Raw genomic sequence first — 19,055 nt, forward strand, 5'->3', positions numbered from 1 at the left:
ATTTTATAAAAATTCTTATATCCGAAAGTGTCTACTTTAAATTTTAACGCTTTCTAATAACAGTGCTGTTTCGTACAACGGTAAACCAACCACATTACTATAACTTCCCCGAATTTGGGGAATATATTGAGCTGCGATCCCTTGGATCGCATACGCCCCTGCTTTTCCAACAGGTTCACCTGTTGCCCAATATTTTTCCATTTCGGTATGACTTAACTGTTGCAACTCGACTTGAGTTCTAACCACTTTACTTAAGCATTGGACAGAGCTTGCCACACAAATTCCAGAGTACACATCATGCCATTGCCCAGAAATTGTTGACCATATTTCAAACGCATGTTTTTTTGATTGTGGTTTTCCAATGATCTTACCTGCAAAACTTAAACTGGTATCCGCAGCAATCACAATTGCATCAGGAAATAAACCAAGAACAGCATGTGCTTTTGCTCTCGCCAATCGTTCAACATAGTGTTCAACAATTTCCCTTTCTCGGACACTTTCATCGATATCTGGACTATATATTTCAAAGTCCAAACCTAACTGTTGTAGCAGTTCTTTACGACGAGGTGAACTCGAAGCTAAAATTATACGCGCCATTTTTTTAAGCAGTAATAAACCATCGGCCATCCTATCACGCTAGTAACAAGCGGTTGCCAATGTCGCGCTATTGAAAAATGTGTACTCGATATTGTTTGACTCATCCACAAAAAGGTTAAGTGTGCAATAATTGCAAGTACAGCGATTACCCATGAGTTCGCGAAAGTTAAAATTCGACGTTCACGAATAAAATAACGCGTACCAAACGTAATCAAAACAAAACTTAGTGCATTTAAACCCAAAGGCGCATCTAACAATAAATCAGTGAAAATCCCCACTCCAAAGGCGAACCAAACCCCGCACCAACTAGGTTGATAAAGAATCCAGAACAGCATGGTCATCAGCATAATTGATGGTCGCCATCCTGAAGCTTCGTAAGCAATTGGATAAACTAAAAGAATAGACCCGATAATAATTGAGATGATAATCATCCAAAGTGGATCTTTGCGTTTTTCAAAACTTAATCTAGCGATCGGCATAAGGTTGCTCCTGCGCTAAAGATTCTGAAAATAACACTACCACATGATGACCACTGGCAAGTTGTGCCGCAGGAATAACATCAATTTCCGCAAACTCACCTGAAGTATGACGGCTAACCTTAGAAACAGTACCTACCAAATAGCCAGCAGGAAAATGCTCCCCCAAACCCGAACTAAATACTTTATCGCCCGCTTGGATGTTGGCGCTCGTCGGAACATATTCCATTTTTAGGCGGCCTAAATCACCTGTTCCAGATACAATGGCACGCATTCCTGTACGTTCTAAACGCACAGACAGCGAATGTTCTTTATCAGATAACAACATGATACGGGCACTATGCGGGTACACATTAATCAGTTGTCCCATAATCCCTTTATCATCGAGAACAGTTTGCCCAACTTTTAAGTGATCCACAGAGCCACGGTTAATGATAATAATATGGCGTAATGGGTCGGCATCTGTTCCAATCACTTCTGCAATTTGCATACGACCATCGATAATCAATGGCGTATCCAAAAGCCCCCTTAAACGGTTATTTTCCGCGGAGAGTTCTGAAAGTTTTTGGAGTCGAACTTGAGCTTGAAGGAGTTCAGCCTGCATTGCGGTATTTTCACGGCGCAATTGAGTTTCAGATTTGGTTTGTTGGTTCAGCCATTCTCGCGACAATACAGGATAACTTGCCAGCGCATAAATTGGATTATACGCTGCATACAAGACATCTCTTGCAGGTTGAATCACATAAGGCATGCGCCAATCAAAGAAAAGCACCACCAAACATGAAATAACCGCAATAATAAATGAGCGAAAAGATGGCGGTTGTCTTGAAAAAAGATTCGGTTGCACCGCCTAGTCCTTATGATTTAGCCAACAAAAAGCATGTCATGGTTCGGATTATCAAAGAACTCTAAGACTTTACCGCCACCACGCGTGACACAAGTTAGAGGGTCATCTGCAACAATCACAGGTAGACCTGTTTCTTGCGCAAGCAGTTTATCAAGGTTACGTAATAATGCGCCGCCACCAGTCAACACAATACCGCGCTCTGCAATATCCGAAGAAAGTTCAGGTGGAGTTTGTTCTAAAGCAGATTTTACTGCGCTCACGATGCTTTGTAATGGATCTGCAATCGCCTGTGAAATTTCATCAGAAGTGACTGTAATCGCACGTGGCACACCTTCTGCCAAATTACGACCGCGCACTTCAATCTGAAGCGTTTTGCCATCAGTCACAGCCATACCCACTTCTTTCTTAATGGTTTCTGCTGTAGTTTCCCCAATCACGCAACCGTGTGCTTTACGAACGTAATTGATAATTTGCTCATCAAATACATCACCACCGATACGTAATGAATCGGCATAGACACAACCTTGTAATGAAATGATTGCAATTTCAGTGGTACCACCACCTACATCCACGACCATTGAACCACATGCTTGCTCAACAGGCATACCTGCGCCAATTGCAGCAGCCATTGGTTCTTCAATCAAACGGACATCACGCGCGCCTGCATTGAATACCGCCTCACGAATCGCACGGCGTTCAACTAAAGTTGATTTACATGGCACACACACCACAACACGCGGTGCTGGTGGAAATAAACGCTTTTCATGTACTTTACCGATAAACTGATTCAACATGGTCTCAGTGACTTCAAAATCGGCAATCACACCGTCTTTCATCGGACGAATCGCTGAAATATTCGCTGGTGTACGACCTAACATTTGTTTAGCATCAAGACCAACAGCAGCAACAATTTTTTGCGAACCGCTGTGGCGAATCGCCACAACAGTCGGTTCATTTAATATAATGCCACGGCCTGGTGCATAAATAAGTGTATTTGCCGTACCTAAATCAATGGCTAAATCCGGCGAAAACAAGCCAATTAGTCGTTTTAGAATCACGGGGGCGTTCTCAATTAAACTTTGTATGGATGCAAGGTGGCAACTTTAACGAAATGTGATGCTTTGAACAAGTCAATCGCTTATTATAACGCACGATATTTTGCAATTTTTTGATACTGAATTAGGTAAAGTTATGTCTACATCATCAGATGCTCAGCAGACAACGGACTTAAATGCACAGACCGTTTCAGCGATTGCACATCTTGCTCGCTTGTCTCTAAACGACACGCAATCTACTGAATATGCTCAAAGTTTAAATAAAATTCTTGGCATGATGGAAAGCCTAAAAGGCATTAATACCGATAATGTTGAGCCTTTAAAAAGTCCTTTTGATAATCCGCAACCTTTACGTGCTGATATTGTAAGTGAAAGCAACCATCGTGATGAATATCAAGCGGTCGCTCCTGCAACAGAAGCAGGCTTGTACCTTGTACCTCGCGTAATTGAATAATTTCTATTCGATTAGTCAATATTTTATATTTAGAATGTAAAGAAATTTTTCATATGACAGATTTACATCGCTTATCAATCCGTGAACTCTCTGAAGGGCTAAAACAAGCTCAATTTTCATCACGTGAATTGACCGAACATTATTTAAAACGTATTGCTCAAATTGACCCGAAAGTAAAAAGTTATGTAACGGTGACAGCAGAACAAGCACTTGTTGAAGCTGACGCTGCTGATGCTGCACTCAAAGCAGGTCATGCACATGCACTTGCGGGTATTCCACTTGCGCATAAAGACATTTTTTGTACCCAAGGGATTAAAACCACTGCCGGTTCAAAAATGTTGGATAACTTCATTTCACCTTACGATGCGACCGTCGTTGCCAAAGCCAAAGCTGCGGGTCTCGTGACTTTAGGTAAGGTGAATATGGATGAATTCGCAATGGGTTCAACCTCTGAAAGTTCATATTTTGGCGCGACAGGTAACCCGTGGGCATTAGATCATGTCCCAGGCGGCTCATCAGGTGGTTCTGCTGCGGCTGTTGCGGCTGATTTAGCTCCGATTGCAACAGGAACTGATACAGGCGGTTCAATCCGTCAACCTGCTTCATTCTGCGGCTTAACTGGCTTAAAACCGACCTATGGTCGTGTCTCTCGATTCGGGATGATTGCCTACGCATCATCGCTTGATCAGGGTGGTCCAATGGCACGTTCTGCGGAAGACTGTGCTTACTTGATGAATGTGATTGCAGGTCATGATACCAAAGACTCGACTTCGGTGAATAAAGATGTTGACGATTACGTTGCTAACTTGAATGGCACAACAATCAAAGGCTTACGCATTGGTATTCCAAAGCAATACTTTAATGTGGCTGGTTTAGACGCAGATGTGAAAGCACGTGTTGAAGAATCTTTGAAAAAGCTTGAAGAGATGGGTGCAATCTTGGTTGAGATTGATCTCAACATGACCGAAGCCTATGTGCCAACTTACTACTTGATCGCACCTGCGGAAGCGTCTTCAAATCTGTCACGTTTTGATGGTGTACGCTATGGCTACCGTTGTGAAAATCCAGTGGATTTAATGGACTTGTACAAACGCTCACGTTCAGAAGGTTTTGGTGCTGAAGTACAACGTCGTATCCTGATCGGTACTTATGCCCTTTCTGCGGGTTACTACGATGCCTACTATGTCAAAGCACAAAAAGTACGTCGTTTGATTCAGCAAGATTTCTTGCAAGCGTTTGAAAATGTCGATGTGATTGCAGCGCCATCTGCACCAACGACTGCGTACAAAATCGGTGCCAACCTCAGCCCGACTGAAATGTACTTAGGCGATATTTACACCCTTGCTGTGAACTTGGCAGGTCTACCAGCCATCAACGCACCTGTGGGCTTTGATAAAGACAGCTTACCTGTGGGCTTACAGTTGATTGGTAACTACTGGTCAGAATCACAATTGCTTTCGATTGTGCATCAATATCAACAAAATACAGACTGGCATACCAAACGTGCGGCAATTGCTGAGGAGAATGCATAATGGCTGAAGCTCAAAAGTTAAAGTTAATTGACGGTTGGGAAGTCGTTATCGGGATCGAGATCCACACTCAGTTGGCGACCAAGTCTAAAATCTTCTCTGGTTCATCGACTGAATTTGGACAAGACCCAAATACACAAGCCAGCCTTGTTGATTTGGCCATGCCGGGTGTCTTACCTGTACTCAATGCCGAAGTAGTTGATCTTGCGATTCGCTTTGGTTTAGGTATTGATGCTTATATCGACCAAGCTTCGGTATTTGCACGTAAAAACTACTTCTATCCAGATTCGCCAAAAGGCTATCAGATCAGCCAGATGGACAATCCGATTGTGGGCTTGGGTCATATCGACATCCAACTTGATGATGGCACTGTGAAGCGTATTGGCGTGACTCGTGCCCATCTTGAAGAAGATGCAGGTAAATCAATCCATGACCAATTCGAAGGTATGTCGGGTATCGACTTAAACCGTGCGGGTACGCCATTGCTTGAAATCGTGTCTGAGCCTGATATGCGTTCGGTTGAAGAAGCGGTTGCCTATATCAAGTCGATTCACACGCTCGTGCGTTGGTTAGGTATTTCTGACGGTAACATGGCAGAAGGTTCATTCCGTGCTGACTGTAACGTTTCATTGCGTCGTCCGGGTCAACCTTTTGGTACACGCTGCGAGTTAAAAAACCTCAATTCATTCCGTTTCATTGAGCAAGCGATCAATGTTGAAATTGAACGTCAAATGGAAATCTTGGAAGATGGCGGAAATATCGACCAAGAAACCCGTTTGTTCGATCCGAACAAGATGGAAACACGTTCAATGCGTTCTAAGGAAGAAGCGAACGACTATCGCTACTTCCCTGACCCAGACTTATTGCCAGTGATCATTGCGGATGAGCAAATCGAAGCGGCACGTGCTGCCCTGCCAGAATTGCCTAAAGCGCGCCGTGCGCGTTTTATCGCTGATTTTGCTGTGACTGAGTATGATGCGCATGTATTGACGCTGTCACGTGAAATGGCGGACTTCTACGAAGCAGTTGTAGCTGCTGCGGGCGGTGCGAAGCAAGGTAAAGTCTCTGCAAACTGGGTAATGGGTGAATTCTCAGGTGCTTTAAACAAAGCAGGCCTAGAATTGGCAGACTCTCCTGTTTCTGCTGAGCAATTGGGTGGTATGATCGCACGTATCGTGGATAACACCATTAACGGTAAAATTGCGAAGCAAGTGTTTGGCTTTATGTGGGAAGCAGAGGGTAAATCTGCTGATGACATTATTGCTGAAAAAGGCTTGAAGCAAGAAACCGATACAGGTGCCATTGAAGCGATTATCAAAGACGTACTTGCAGCCAATGAAAAAATGGTCGAAGAGTACAAGTCAGGTAAAGAAAAAGCCTTTAATGGTCTGGTTGGTCAAGTCATGAAAGCTGCTAAAGGTAAAGCCAACCCTGCGCAAGTCAATGAATTGATGAAAAAATTGATTGGTTAAGCTGATCTAATTTCAAAATAAAACCCGCTTTAGAGCGGGTTTTTTAATACTAGCAATACTCTTTTTGAAAAAAATTACAAATTGAATCATATATAAACACAGAATATTCTAAGGAATCTTCAAACAGTTTATAAATAGACTGGATTTCTCTCTGTAAGCTGTAATTATGAATACCTTCATGAACAATTAAATTTCTCAATTGGCCTAACTCTAAAAAAGCATCCTGCTTCAATTTCAGATTGCTATCACTCTTTATTTGATCTGCTATATATTTCTTGAAACTTTCTCCAAATGCACCATAAAAAGGGCCAGCACTTTTGTTTTTCCAATCAAACATAGTATGAAATTTCCTATCAACAGCTTGAGTTTTAATAAAACTCTTAGTTAAAGGGTTATTCCCAGACAAAAAATTAGGTAAAAAATCAAGCCATTTTTTTTCAAACGAATTCGAACATGCTATTACAAAACTTTTAGTATATAAATTGTTATATCCAGAATAAAAAGATGCCAAATCAACATTATCAGATAATAAAATATTTAATGCTTTATTGTCTTGAATATAATTATTATACATTAAATGTATAGTTCGAAATTCTGCTGATTTCAGATAACTTTCACTATCAAAATTCACATCAAATTCCTTTTTCCACAAAAAACTTATGTGATATATTCAATCGATTATTAACATTACTTTTTGATGTTGTTTTATCATTACAAGCGTCTAAAAATCCTTGTTCAAGCTTTAGCTCTTTAATTAAATCTTCTGTAATACTCAATTTTCCAATTGTTTTTTCTCTAACTTTATCTCTATAAAGACCATAAAATATTGCTTCAAATACAGGAATACTAATTTTCTTAATTTTAGTAGCTTCTTCTTTACTATTTGAAAATGCAGAAATATCTATTCCATCAATAGAATCCATAAAGCTTTTCCAGATTACGGAAAAACTCTCTAACTGAGCATCATCAAATTCTTTTGAGAAGTTAGCAAAATTATTTAAAAAACTAAGAATTGAGTTCTGATATAAAATTTTGGATGTATTTGGATAACTATCATGTACCTCTTTACCTCCAACAATTAGCATCGCAAAAAAACGTAAAATTAGTTCAATATCTTTTAATCTATTATCTGGATTTTGTTTACCGAAAAATTTACGCCATATAACATTTTTATTCAAATCAGTTAATAAATTCAAAAACTTACAAGAATACAAGGACATTCTAATTTCTTGACCATTAAGATTAATACCACCACTATTTAGTCGATTAAAAATTTCATATCTAGCCAAATGCTCTTCATCACTAGTTTCCGCAGATTTAATTACCATATTTCTAATCGTTGCCAGATCTAATCCAACGCGATTTTGTATATCTAAAGTCTGATAATTTTTTCCATCTAATGGACTTACTAAGCTTTCAGGAGTTGCCTTAGTTTTTAATTTGAGATTAAACTTCGTAAAACAATCATCATTATTTAAGAAATCTTCTTTAAATAAGAGATGATCGGTAGAGTTTTCAGAATTCCTTAATTGATACTTTGCTTCATTCTTAGGAAATCTTCCTTTTACAAAAAAATAAAGACTTAAAAGTCGTTGTTGGCCATCGATTACCTCAAAATTATTTCTTGATTTTTCATATAGAAAAATTTGTGGTATTGGCAGGCCAATTATTAATGACTCTATTAATTTAGAAGCTTTTTGAATATCCCACACAAAATTCCTTTGAAAACTTGGAATCTTAAATACACCTTTATCCATAAATGCAACTATCGTTGCTACATTAAAATCATTTGGAGTAGTAACCAAATTAAAATTAGATAAGGAATAACTCACCTCTTCATTTTCACTTTCATCATCTAGATCATATTTTTCATCTATAAATGAATTTTCATACGCTTCCATAATTCCTCCTTAATAAATTTAATCTTATAAGTCTTAAGTCAAACCAAACTACCATAAATTTTAATATTATCAACTAGGTAACACTTTCTTCTAGTGAATTTTTTATTTACACCACTAAACCAAAAATAAACAAGACACTGATTATTAATAAAAAAGATGAAATAAAACTACCTCACCACACCCAGCTTATTCCAAATATCAGGCGTTAAAAATTTGGTGACTAATTTATTTAAATCAATATAACGCAGCGTGCCTTGCAACTGCTGTCTGACCGCTGGGTCTTTAACAATATCCTGCCCTGCACTCTGACCTAACTGCTGAAAAGCCTCTCCAACTGCTTTAACACCTTCGGCTTGAATCACGGCTTTGGTTTGTGTAGAGCACTGCTCCACAATCACTCGCTGTAACACCTGTGCCAATTTCTGATCTAACTGATTCTTTTGCTCAGGCGTAACATTACTAAAAGATTTTAAATCAGGGTGCGCTGCTAAAGCCGTAAACGTCCATTGCAACACTGTAGTCTTATCCGCTGCGGTAGTCGCTTTCACCAAACAATCACTCAGTTGATCCACTGTTGGTCCTGCTATAGCTACTTGCGTTGTTCCCCACACAGCCGCAGCCATTAATAAAGAACGACTCAAATGAGAAAATTTACGACGAGAAAAGATATAAACAGGAGACATAAGCACAGTTCCAAAAAGCAATCTTTCTCTTTGTACCACGCACTATACAAATCATCTGTTATGACGCTGTAAATTGCGTAAGCCCAACGCCTTAGAACTTAGGCAAAATGTAAAACTCGAACTTAACCTTGTCCTTGATAATCCCAATTTGCAGGAATATTTGGCTGCTGTGGTGCTTTGTTTAGATCAATATTGAGATTACGACTACCCTTAAATGATTTTTCACCTGAATCTGATGCTGGTGATACTTCTGAACTGTAACGATAACGGAATTGCCACAACATCGGCTTAAGCGGACGAATATCTAGGCTCAAACGATCTTCATCGTGGCATTTACCTTTAGAACTTTTATAATCTTGTTCAGAGAAACATGCCCGAATCATCCGACTAAAACTAAAAGGATAATTTTCAATAAAGCGATGTGTTTGCCCTGAACCCTTTAACTCATAAAAACTAGCACGTTCAATTCCAGCCCCACCACCCGAATACATTTCTGAAAATGTATCAATCACGGCAATGGCATAACGATTTTGATCCATAGGAAATAGTTTAGGAAAAATATATTGGCTAGTCCGTACCATTTCCTCAGAGGGTGCTAATTGTATATGCCACTGATGAGTTAATTTGAGTTCAGTTGTCGATAAACGAAATTGAGCAATATCACTTCCTGACAATAGCCATAGATTTTGATCCGCAGTTTTTAAACTACGCCATTGCGCTTGCTGTGGACAGACACCTTTAAGTTGCTCACATATTTGCGTTTGTTCAACTTGGCTGAGTTGTCCTTTTTTAAACTCTAATATCTGCAATGGCGCAGCAAAAATTGAGGAACTAAAACAACTGAATGAAACAGTTAAAATCAGCCCACGTAAATGAATTTTATTATTCAGCATGATATTTCCTTAGGCTATTTTATATATATTCAAAATGCTATTTTACAACTGCTTCAATTTGATCAAGTTCCCAAACCCCACCCGCAGCAAGCCCTTTACACATGCCTGTCCACATATCTTTGGTATGTACAAATTTCTGACCATCCCAGACCCATTCATCACTCGACCAACAATCTCCTATGCCACGACCTTTTTGTGCACTACTCATCACTCCTAAACCAAAGTCAGAGGCATGTTCCGTCACCAAAGTCGCTTTTCCTGTCAATGATTGATCGAGTACCCATGCACCATAACCTTCGTTGTATGCTGCTCGCCAACACAAAGTCATCGCCAATACTTTATTGTTACTTAGTTTATAAAGCTCGATTGGTTGCGATTCTGTTCCATCACCATTATAGATGCCCTCACAGAATCCCTCCTCTTTGGGGATAGGTTGTGCTGCCATCAAACGTTGATATACAGATTGATACTGTTTCGTTTTAGGTTGTAGCGTGAGATAAGGTTTATCGGCTGTTTTCACCTTTTTCACAACCAGTTTAGGCTGAGCAGCCAGAACCTTAGATTCATCAGTACTGCCCTTTTTAATTAATGCACCCACTGTACCAACACGTTTTTGAAAATCATCCATCTTCAACAGAACAGCAGTCATTCCTGTATCAGAGATTTGCCATTGGACATTTGAATTTTTAAAGACAATATCTGTCTTTTGTTTCGCTTGTTGCAGCAATCCATTGACCTGATTTGTAGAAAGTTTCCCCATGATTGGGAACTCAGTGCCATCAACAGCAACTTGTCCCAAATCTTTTCCATTCACATAAAAATGAATATTTTTAAGTTTCACGGCTGAAAATGATTGCTCCTCAAAATTTGCAAGCGCGAACTCGGCACTGACTGTTTGCTTTGCTCCAGCTTTGCGCGTTAATAACACCGATGCAGGTTCATTTTGCCCGTCTTCATTTTGATAACCCGCAGCGCGGCATGTCCCCGTATTGCTACAATAAATTTCCCAGTCTTGGTGTGAAAATGAAATGCCTTTGATCTCTTGTGCGAAGCTAGTAGAACTTAGTGCCATAAAGCAGCAAACTGAAACTATATTCTTTACTGGTATCATCCTGTATTACTCATATTTATTATCAAACTTGAAAACAGTTTAAAGGGCTGATCTACACTTGTCATATGTCATTTTATTGCAGAAGATACTAGCTTAAAACAAACTGAGTTTGGTCAAATTTAAAAATGAAAAGAACAATTTTATTTCCCACGATTTTAATAAGTATGTTCTCCTCAGCCACTCATGCTGAAATTACGGTATTTAAAGCAAATTTCCCTCAGTTTTCAAATAGTGCAAAAGAACGAAAAGCAGAAAATCAAATTTACCCTCTCGGTGAAGTTTCTTTTGCAAATGATGTTCGAGTGCCTTTTTACGGGGTAACTGCACTCAACCCTGTGGAAAATGGTTTATTAAAAGATTTTAAACAATGTTCAGCGAAAAGCTGCCATTTCGACTTTAAACTGGATGCCATACAAGCGAAACATCTTAAATTATTGGCTATCCCTGAAATTGGTATCGTTTTAGTACCCAAAGACTGGAAAGATATTCAAGCAAGTGCAGGAGCGAATGGTACTGGATCTGCCTTAATTATGAGTCAAAATCAAAAACAAGCAATTCAGCTTTATGATTCATCATTTTGTGTAGGTTGCGGCATGCCAAACGCGACGCTTTATTTTCCGCATCTTTTAAAACAAAGTGTGGAATATGAATACGGCGGTTATCAAGATCCGCTTAAATTACTGAAGATCGTACACCCTTCAAAACAAGTCGCATTCTTTAGTTATCAAATTCCTAAGCTGAATAACAGAACACATGGCATTGCTAAATATCAGGATGAAGACACGTTTAACTTTAGAGAAATCAAAGTCACTTTAGACAAATCACAACAACACGTGGTTGGAACGATTCTAAATTTCTACAATACGACCCATTAATAAAAAGATGGGCATAAAAAAACCTGCTATGTGCAGGCTTTTTTATTAATGAATGACTTAATCTTTATCAAGAATAGATTCAAACGCTTTTAAACGTTTTCGAATCGATAACAGTTCAATAATCGTTTTCCATGAACTAACAAGATACTGGAAAGATGTCCCAACTTGTATAAAGACACCACGAATCTGATTAATTAAACCGAGTGTTAATAATCCCCCCGCAATTGCAGGAAATAAGACGACTAAACTATAGAGCACATCGAGTTGACCATACCATGAGGCTGTTAAATTAAAATACGTATAGTGAAAATATAATCGAAAATAGTTTTTGCGAACACGTCCAAAAAGCTCTTTTAACGTTGCAGGTTGTGCACGATCAGCATGATCTTCACCATAAACTAATTCTTTACGATATGCTGCTTCAACCTTTTGATTATTAAACTGTAGTCCTGGTAATTTAACACCTACCACCATGAGTAAAACTGTACCGAAGATTGCCCATGTAATGGCAGCCCAGACCAAAGAATATTGTAACTCTCCAACCAATGGAATCACAGGAACATGTTTTGAAAGCTGAAATAATAAGGGTAAAAAAGCAATCAGTGTCATCACAGACTTTACAAACTCAACCCCTAAATCTTCCACAATCGTAGCAAACCGCATGGTATCTTCCTGCACACGTTGCGCTGCCCCTTCTACATGACGTAACTGCTGCCAGTGTTCAGTATAATATTCATTCATTGCTGTCCGCCAACGGAATACATAATGACTGGTAAAAAAAGAATTTACGACGGCAAGAGTAATTGCAACCATTGCAATATATAGAAACACCATTGATTCTCTATATAAATCAGCAATATTCCCACCACCATTGGTCAACATTCTCTGAATCAAATCCCAGAATGGAACATACCAAGCATTGACAGCAACACTCACCTGTACTGCAAACCAGATATTAAACAATATGAATGCAGATCCCAATATTGACCAGTTTTGCCACTTGTTATCAGAAAAAAACCGCCAGAACCCTGCAAATAACCCTGTAGCAACTATAAACCACAAATAGAACCAGAGTGATGAAGATTCCCAAAAACGGCTAACCCCGACCGAAAGTTCAGCATCAGCATAACCTTTAGGAAAACCAAGATATTCACCCCAACTATGACCACCTGTATACCACAGCAGCATATTCAGAGCTAACCACACAACGACTGAAATAAAGAACAAGCGTGGGTTAGGAAAAAAAGATTTAAACATCGCGTTTAACAATCCTTGTATTGTTGCTATTGACGTTAGAACGTCATCCTATAATTTCAAACTTAAATTTGTCTGATAAAAAAGTTTAATGAATGGTAGTTATTTACCTGTTTTCTCAATTTTTTGATAGCTTTTTGTATCGTATTTACAATTTGTTTAATTAACATCGACTGGATAGACGAACTTAAATCTTATCGTTGTCTATCCTTAATTTAATATTTTGCGGAAACTATGGCTCAAGGCTACTCATTTTCAAAGCTAAATCCTGTTGATTTAAATCAACTTGCTTTGTTTTGCTTTTAATTACCCATTGAATGTGAGCCAATTTTTCTTTTGCTGCATCAACACCCGCCTGCATGGTCATTTCACGACCTTTGATATCAAAGATATGCGCTTTTTCACGTAGATCAGGCTGAATGACAATATCTGCATTTTTCAATTCTTCTTCAGCTAAACGTCCTTGCATAATGTTGATATTTTGGTTGAATAGCCCCCAAACATTACTGGTTTCGGTATGAATAGGTTGTGCCAAAATATCCACTGCAATCACCACATCTGCGCCTAAATCTCGTGCAACCTGTACAGGAACGGGACTGACTAGGCCACCATCAACATATTCCACATTACGGATCTTGGTTGGTACAAACATACTCGGAATCGAAGCAGATGCGCGTACTGCTTGGCCTGTATTACCATAATTGAATACAGTTTTGGTGCCGTCTTTTAGTTCCGTTGCAACCACATACATCGGGATTTTTAACTTCTGTAAAGGAATGTTTTGGACTTGCTCATTCACATAGTCCTCAACTTTTTTACCATCAAAGAAACCTTTTAAACTAACATTCACTTCTCTTACATCGGTAGCCTTAAGTTTAAGTGCAATATCTCTCAACTCTGCTGCGGATTTACCACTTGCATAAATTGAACCTACAATACTGCCTGCACTTGTACCTACAATAAAATCAGGGCGAATACCTTGCTGTTCCAACACTTCAAGTACGCCGATATGAGCATATCCACGTGCCCCACCACTGCCAAGTACTAACGCAACAACAGGTCTTTTTTCTTGTTGTTTAATATGTGCAAAAGGCTGAACAACTGCTTGTACTTGGGCATCTTCAATTAAAGGTTTTAAATGCGAAGTCGTTTGACAACCCGCCAAAATCACCATTGAAAGTCCAAGCGTCAATAATTTAAGCTGTTTCATATGCTGTCTTGCCATATCTACGTGGTTCTATCTTTTAATTTTAACGCCATTATTGGTGAAATGCTGTATCAATTTTTATGTATATATCCACAATATATTCATAAAAAAAGCCCCTCGAAAGGAGCTTTAATTTGATGAAATAAGCCTTTATAAATCCAATAACTTACCAGATATCAGAATCTACTTTTTTCTTCAATTCTGGATAATTATCAATCTTAAATTCAGGCTCTTTAATCCCTTTTTTAAGCTGAGAGATATAATCCTTCAATAAAATCAATGCTATCGGAGTCAGCAATAGAATTGCAACCAAGTTAATGGTCGCCATCAATCCCATCGATAAATCTGCCATAGACCAAACCAATGGAACGCTAGTGATTGCACCGAAGTACACCATAACCAATACTAAAATACGGAAAACAAGCATAATTTTAGGATTGTTATTGATGAACTGCACGTTACTTTCCGCGTATGCATAGTTACCAATAATCGAGGTAAAGGCAAATAAGAACAGAATAATAGCGAGGAAACCACCACCCCAACTGCCAATCTGACTCTCAAGCGCTTTTTGCGTTAAGGTTACACCCTCAAAACCAGCTTCGTGATACATGCCTGACACCATAATGATAATCGCAGTACATGAACACACAACGAAGGTATCTACAAAGACACCTAGCATTTGCACTAAACCTTGGTTTACTGGATGTTTTACATCTGATGCAGCAGCAGCATTTGGTGCTGAACCCATACCTGCCTCATTTGAGAACAAACCACGTTTAATCCCCATCATCATTGCCATAGAAATCATAGCACCGAAGAAACCTCCAGCTGCTGCTTCAAACTCAAAAGCTTTTGTGAAAATAAGTTTAAAGATTCCTGGCAACATTGGTAGATTGATGATGGCGATGTACAAAGCCACGATAATGTAAAGTAATGCCATGAATGGCACGATACCTTCAGCAACTTTTGCGATACGTTTAATACCACCAAAAATAATCAACGCTGTCATTATCACTAATCCAATGCCAACCCATGAGATTTCTAGATCTAAACCACCCAAACCTAAAGTTAGATTGGCTTTATCCCATCCCCACGCATGAGAAGTTGCACCAATAATCGCATTCGCCTGAACAGCATTAAACACAAACCCATAAGCTAAAATGAGGGAAAGCGCGAAAACAATCCCTAACCATTTTTGTTTTAAACCTTGAGTAATGTAATACGCAGGTCCACCACGGAATAGTTTATTTTGATGATCTCGCACCTTAAATAACTGTGCAAGCGATGACTCCACAAATGCAGAACTCATACCTAAGAATGCAGTAAACCACATCCAAAACACCGCACCTGGACCGCCTATCGCAATCGCAATCGCAACACCAGCAACATTACCCACCCCTACACGACTTGCCAGTCCTGTAACAAATGCCTGAAACGGTGTGATCCCATGCTCGTCCACACATTCTTTACGGCTGCCTTTCATGACTTTGATACTATGAAAGAACAATCTAATCTGTACTGCTTTCGTTGCAACAGTATAGAAAATCCCTACTGCCAGTAGAAAAATGACCAGAAAGTCCCATAAAGGATCATTAAAAAAATTTACCCAAGCCATCAGGGTGTCATTTAATTTTTCATTCATCACTTATTCGCTTTTAAATATTTTATGTACGCCCGTACATATACGATAACAATGGATGAACCAAAAAAGCCCCACATGGGGCTTTTGATCCGACTTAGGCAAAGAATTTCAAAATTAATTGAATTACTGTTGCATTAATTAAATCAACAAAGAACGCACCACAAAGCGGAACAATTAAAAATGCTTTATGTGATGGTCCATACATGTTGGTAATTGCTTGCATGTTAGCAACAGCTGTTGGCGTTGCTCCCATACCGAAACCACAGTGACCAGCAGCAAGAACTGCTGCATCATAATTTTTGCCCATGACACGGAAAGTAATAAATGCTGCATACAACGCCATGGTAATGGTTTGCGCACCCAAAATTACAACCAGCGGGCCAGCCAAATCGGCTAATTGCCACAACTTTAATGACAACAATGCCATCGCTAAATAAAGTGACAAAGATGCATTACCAAACACATCGATTGCACGATCAAAAATATCAACTTTTAATACGCTTTCTAAAATATTACGCAGGATGACACCACCACCCAATGCCCATACAAAGGTTGGTAACTCAAACCATGTGCCTTTGCTATAACCTGTCATAAACTCAGCAAATGCTAGACACGCCGCAAACATACCCAATGTGGTAATCGCATTATCGGCCGTGATTAAACGCACTTGATGTGGATTTTCAAATGGTGCGAGTTCGTCAGGGTGTTGATCTAAATGGGTATCACGATTCTTAATCGCAGTGGATGATTGTTCTTGAGCGAGGCTATAACGATTGATTAATAATTTTGCAAGTGGCCCACCAATGATGCCGCCAATGATCAAACCAAAAGTTGCACTTGCCATACCTAGCGCTAATGCACCCTGAATTCCATGTTGGCTTTCAAGAATTTCACCCCATGCCCCTGCTGTACCGTGTCCACCTGTTAAAGTAATTGAACCTGCAATCAACCCGACCAAAGGATCAATACCTAAAAGCGTTGCGAGGCTCATACCGACAGCATTTTGAATCACGATAAACGAAGCAACACAGACTAGAAAAATAACCAGTCCTAGTCCACCTTCTTTTAACTTCATAAAATTGGCACTCAAACCAATTGAAGCAAAGAAAATCAGCATAAAACTCGTTTGTAATTGGCTACTAAAAACAATGCTATAACCCCACATTGAATGTACCAATAACGAAACAACAGCTGCAACCAAACCACCAGCTACAGGTTCAGGAATATTGTAACGACGCAAGAAATCAATTTGATTGACAAGAAAACGCCCTAACAGCAGCACAATGACGGCTGAAATCAGGGTATAAAAACCATTAAAAGTAAATTCCATATCTTCTTCCGTTTATTTTATTAGTCTTTTAGACGGTTTTTCCATCGTGTAGCTAATAAAATAGTAACTCTCAAAATGAGTGAAAACTCAATCAACTTAATAAAAAGCATACAGTTCTTTGTAAGAACTCAACCAAATGAAGCGATTGGTTTCCACGGATGATTACGTTTATAGGATTAGGCTAGAAGTTGTAGCGAGCCATTGCGCCTACGCGGTTATCCTTACCTTTTAGACCATTAAAAGTTTTACGTTCACCATAGATATACTCCAAACCAAATGTAATCGGAGTAACTGGTGAATACATGATGTTCCACCAACCTTGTTGTAAGATTTTGTTCTGCGTTGTATCCGCAAATGCTTGTTGTGCAAATTGATTATTATCTTTTGCAAACATTGCACCATACGCTAAAGTACTACGCAATTTAGGGCTAACTTGATAAGTTGTACCAACGGTGAGTGCATCAAACTCATTCAGATTCAACTCAAAACTATTGGGATTTACATTAAAAGCATTATTGGTATAGAGCAAAAACTTACTATCACCTTTCACATGCGAATAATCGATCATCGCTTGTAAAGAATCAGAGAATTTATACTTGCTTCCTACCGCAACTCCCCAACCCAAATCAGCATCATCAGCACTCAATTGTTTATTATTTTGATCATAATTTGCCTTACTACGTGCCTCTGTCACTAACACACGAGCAGACATTGTTCCTTTGCCATCATCAAAATCATATTTTAACTTAGAGGTTAAAGCTGGCGCTCGGTTGTCGTCATTGCCTTTTTCTAAAGCAAGCATATAACTGATGTCTGGATTAAATTTTCCGCTATAGCGAACCATCGGAGTACGATAAGTACCGACTCCTAAAGGAGAATTGAAATCAATCATTTCTGGCTGTAAATCTGTCGCCAAGAACGTAGATGTGGTTTGACCAAATAACCAATTGTTTAAAGTCATATACGCATGACGAATACGAATCGTATCGTTACTACTACCACCACGAAAATCAACTTCTAATTTCCCACCAACATCCGCTTCTTGAATGGGTGCTTTAAAATCTAGACCTAATCGTGTCGCCGTCGCAGTGCTATAAAAACGATCACTATTTTTTTCATTTCCCTCAAGATCAACTTTATTGATTCGGTTGAAAATGCCATCGCCGCCTTTGGCTTGATACGATGCATCACCACGTAAAAAACCATATAACTGAACTTGTGCGCCTGAAGCAGAATTAAAACTTAAAGCTGATGGTTGAGAAGATGCTTCCATATGCTTTGGCATGTTTTGGTTCTGCGCAGCCACAGATGTTTGTGTAGCTTGTTGAGGCATCTCATTTTTTTGTTTTGACTGTGGAACATATTGTTCCAATAAAGCTCTTAATTCTTTTACTTCATCTCGAAGTTGTTGAATTTGTTCTTGTTCGCTAGCAGCCTGCGCATTGTTCATCATGAAGACAGCAATGGTAAACGCCAATCCCTGAACTATGAACGGCTTACGGATGAGAGGTAAACTCATGAGAAGCTCCTGTATTCGTGTATATTTCAACATTTTCCATAAGCATAAAATTGGGTAAATAAATATGCTTATCATAGAAAACTTCCCTCACCTTCTTGGTCAGAAAAGCCTAATCAATTTTTAAAAAGGGCGTATTATGCATAAATTTAGATTATTGTGTGTATTTTTTTATTCCAATCATCATAACGATTTCAGCGTGTATCAATAAAT

General features: G+C 39.0%; 18 protein-coding genes. 4 read left to right on the top strand and 14 right to left on the bottom strand.

Annotation, left to right across the window (positions count from 1 at the left end; genetic code table 11):
* Nucleotides 1-36: 36 nt before the first annotated feature.
* From O1450_RS11700 to O1450_RS11715, 4 genes are read right to left on the bottom strand one after another with little or no spacing between them, the layout of a single operon-like run.
* Complete coding sequence (locus O1450_RS11700) at nt 37-597, bottom strand: Maf-like protein (RefSeq protein ID WP_269228555.1); 561 nt, start codon at nt 595-597, stop codon at nt 37-39.
* The gene (mreD, locus tag O1450_RS11705; RefSeq protein ID WP_269228556.1) at nt 585-1,076 is read right to left on the bottom strand and encodes a rod shape-determining protein MreD; all 492 of its coding nucleotides are present in this window, start codon (nt 1,074-1,076) and stop codon (nt 585-587) included. Before mreD ends, O1450_RS11700 begins: the two co-directional genes overlap by 13 nt.
* Nucleotides 1,063-1,920, bottom strand: coding sequence for a rod shape-determining protein MreC (mreC, locus tag O1450_RS11710; RefSeq protein WP_269228557.1), 858 nt, complete (start codon nt 1,918-1,920; stop codon nt 1,063-1,065). Before mreC ends, mreD begins: the two co-directional genes overlap by 14 nt.
* 17 nt (nt 1,921-1,937) lie before the next feature.
* Complete coding sequence (locus tag O1450_RS11715) at nt 1,938-2,978, bottom strand: rod shape-determining protein (protein ID WP_004664594.1); 1,041 nt, start codon at nt 2,976-2,978, stop codon at nt 1,938-1,940.
* Between the two features lie 133 nt (nt 2,979-3,111).
* On the opposite strand from O1450_RS11715, the gene gatC reads away from it, so the two are divergent.
* From gatC to gatB, 3 genes are read left to right on the top strand one after another with little or no spacing between them, the layout of a single operon-like run.
* Nucleotides 3,112-3,429, top strand: coding sequence for an Asp-tRNA(Asn)/Glu-tRNA(Gln) amidotransferase subunit GatC (gene gatC, locus O1450_RS11720; protein ID WP_004664595.1), 318 nt, complete (start codon nt 3,112-3,114; stop codon nt 3,427-3,429).
* Between the two features lie 53 nt (nt 3,430-3,482).
* A complete protein-coding gene (gene gatA / locus O1450_RS11725) occupies nt 3,483-4,961 on the top strand; it encodes an Asp-tRNA(Asn)/Glu-tRNA(Gln) amidotransferase subunit GatA (RefSeq protein ID WP_269228558.1) in 1,479 nt (492 codons plus the stop codon).
* Nucleotides 4,961-6,430 (top strand): Asp-tRNA(Asn)/Glu-tRNA(Gln) amidotransferase subunit GatB, encoded by a 1,470-nt coding sequence (gene gatB, locus O1450_RS11730; protein WP_269228559.1) that lies wholly within the window; start codon nt 4,961-4,963, stop codon nt 6,428-6,430. The genes gatA and gatB overlap by 1 nt, the downstream gene beginning before the upstream one ends.
* Before the next feature lie 49 nt (nt 6,431-6,479).
* Here gatB and O1450_RS11735 read toward each other — a convergent pair whose 3' ends face one another.
* From O1450_RS11735 to O1450_RS11755, 5 genes are all read right to left on the bottom strand, one after another.
* Nucleotides 6,480-7,061 carry a HEPN domain-containing protein gene (locus O1450_RS11735; RefSeq protein ID WP_250751543.1) on the bottom strand — a complete coding sequence of 194 codons (582 nt, stop codon included), beginning with the start codon at nt 7,059-7,061 and terminating at the stop codon, nt 6,480-6,482.
* A 1-nt stretch (nt 7,062) separates the two neighbouring features.
* Complete coding sequence (locus tag O1450_RS11740; RefSeq protein WP_250751527.1) at nt 7,063-8,331, bottom strand: GmrSD restriction endonuclease domain-containing protein; 1,269 nt, start codon at nt 8,329-8,331, stop codon at nt 7,063-7,065.
* Nucleotides 8,332-8,498: 167 nt separating this feature from the next.
* Nucleotides 8,499-9,014 carry a hypothetical protein gene (locus O1450_RS11745; RefSeq protein WP_269228560.1) on the bottom strand — a complete coding sequence of 172 codons (516 nt, stop codon included), beginning with the start codon at nt 9,012-9,014 and terminating at the stop codon, nt 8,499-8,501.
* A gap of 122 nt (nt 9,015-9,136) precedes the next feature.
* A complete protein-coding gene (locus O1450_RS11750; RefSeq protein ID WP_269228561.1) occupies nt 9,137-9,907 on the bottom strand; it encodes a hypothetical protein in 771 nt (256 codons plus the stop codon).
* 37 nt (nt 9,908-9,944) lie between these two features.
* Complete coding sequence (locus tag O1450_RS11755; protein ID WP_269228562.1) at nt 9,945-11,018, bottom strand: DUF1176 domain-containing protein; 1,074 nt, start codon at nt 11,016-11,018, stop codon at nt 9,945-9,947.
* A gap of 125 nt (nt 11,019-11,143) precedes the next feature.
* Here O1450_RS11755 and O1450_RS11760 point away from each other — a divergent pair, with 125 nt between their 5' ends.
* Nucleotides 11,144-11,893: a DUF4850 domain-containing protein gene (locus O1450_RS11760; protein WP_269228563.1), complete on the top strand. Its 750-nt coding sequence runs from the start codon at nt 11,144-11,146 to the stop codon at nt 11,891-11,893.
* Nucleotides 11,894-11,950: 57 nt separating this feature from the next.
* On the opposite strand, the gene sbmA is transcribed toward O1450_RS11760, so the two are convergent.
* The 5 genes from sbmA to O1450_RS11785 form a co-directional block, all read right to left on the bottom strand.
* A complete protein-coding gene (gene sbmA, locus O1450_RS11765; protein WP_269228564.1) occupies nt 11,951-13,150 on the bottom strand; it encodes a peptide antibiotic transporter SbmA in 1,200 nt (399 codons plus the stop codon).
* 229 nt (nt 13,151-13,379) lie between these two features.
* The gene (locus tag O1450_RS11770) at nt 13,380-14,357 is read right to left on the bottom strand and encodes a patatin-like phospholipase family protein (RefSeq protein ID WP_269228565.1); all 978 of its coding nucleotides are present in this window, start codon (nt 14,355-14,357) and stop codon (nt 13,380-13,382) included.
* Nucleotides 14,358-14,520: 163 nt separating this feature from the next.
* Complete coding sequence (locus O1450_RS11775; RefSeq protein ID WP_269228566.1) at nt 14,521-15,996, bottom strand: alanine/glycine:cation symporter family protein; 1,476 nt, start codon at nt 15,994-15,996, stop codon at nt 14,521-14,523.
* 94 nt (nt 15,997-16,090) lie between these two features.
* Nucleotides 16,091-17,326 (bottom strand): sodium/glutamate symporter, encoded by a 1,236-nt coding sequence (gene gltS, locus O1450_RS11780; protein ID WP_269228567.1) that lies wholly within the window; start codon nt 17,324-17,326, stop codon nt 16,091-16,093.
* A 181-nt stretch (nt 17,327-17,507) separates the two neighbouring features.
* A complete protein-coding gene (locus O1450_RS11785) occupies nt 17,508-18,845 on the bottom strand; it encodes a DcaP family trimeric outer membrane transporter (RefSeq protein ID WP_269228568.1) in 1,338 nt (445 codons plus the stop codon).
* Nucleotides 18,846-19,055: the final 210 nt, after the last annotated feature.

The sequence above is a fragment of the Acinetobacter sp. TR11 genome (assembly GCF_027105035.1).
Lineage (GTDB): Bacteria > Pseudomonadota > Gammaproteobacteria > Pseudomonadales > Moraxellaceae > Acinetobacter.

Coding starts and splice junctions, on each gene's coding strand:
- O1450_RS11750 (WP_269228561.1), bottom strand. CDS start 9,907: ATGCTGAATAATAAAATTCATTTACGTGGGCTGATTTTAACTGTTTCA.
- gatB (WP_269228559.1), top strand. CDS start 4,961: ATGGCTGAAGCTCAAAAGTTAAAGTTAATTGACGGTTGGGAAGTCGTT.
- O1450_RS11745 (WP_269228560.1), bottom strand. CDS start 9,014: ATGTCTCCTGTTTATATCTTTTCTCGTCGTAAATTTTCTCATTTGAGT.
- O1450_RS11760 (WP_269228563.1), top strand. CDS start 11,144: ATGAAAAGAACAATTTTATTTCCCACGATTTTAATAAGTATGTTCTCC.
- gltS (WP_269228567.1), bottom strand. CDS start 17,326: ATGGAATTTACTTTTAATGGTTTTTATACCCTGATTTCAGCCGTCATT.
- O1450_RS11740 (WP_250751527.1), bottom strand. CDS start 8,331: ATGGAAGCGTATGAAAATTCATTTATAGATGAAAAATATGATCTAGAT.
- gatA (WP_269228558.1), top strand. CDS start 3,483: ATGACAGATTTACATCGCTTATCAATCCGTGAACTCTCTGAAGGGCTA.
- O1450_RS11755 (WP_269228562.1), bottom strand. CDS start 11,018: ATGATACCAGTAAAGAATATAGTTTCAGTTTGCTGCTTTATGGCACTA.
- O1450_RS11700 (WP_269228555.1), bottom strand. CDS start 597: ATGGCGCGTATAATTTTAGCTTCGAGTTCACCTCGTCGTAAAGAACTG.
- O1450_RS11770 (WP_269228565.1), bottom strand. CDS start 14,357: ATGAAACAGCTTAAATTATTGACGCTTGGACTTTCAATGGTGATTTTG.
- O1450_RS11785 (WP_269228568.1), bottom strand. CDS start 18,845: ATGAGTTTACCTCTCATCCGTAAGCCGTTCATAGTTCAGGGATTGGCG.
- O1450_RS11775 (WP_269228566.1), bottom strand. CDS start 15,996: ATGAATGAAAAATTAAATGACACCCTGATGGCTTGGGTAAATTTTTTT.
- sbmA (WP_269228564.1), bottom strand. CDS start 13,150: ATGTTTAAATCTTTTTTTCCTAACCCACGCTTGTTCTTTATTTCAGTC.
- mreD (WP_269228556.1), bottom strand. CDS start 1,076: ATGCCGATCGCTAGATTAAGTTTTGAAAAACGCAAAGATCCACTTTGG.
- gatC (WP_004664595.1), top strand. CDS start 3,112: ATGTCTACATCATCAGATGCTCAGCAGACAACGGACTTAAATGCACAG.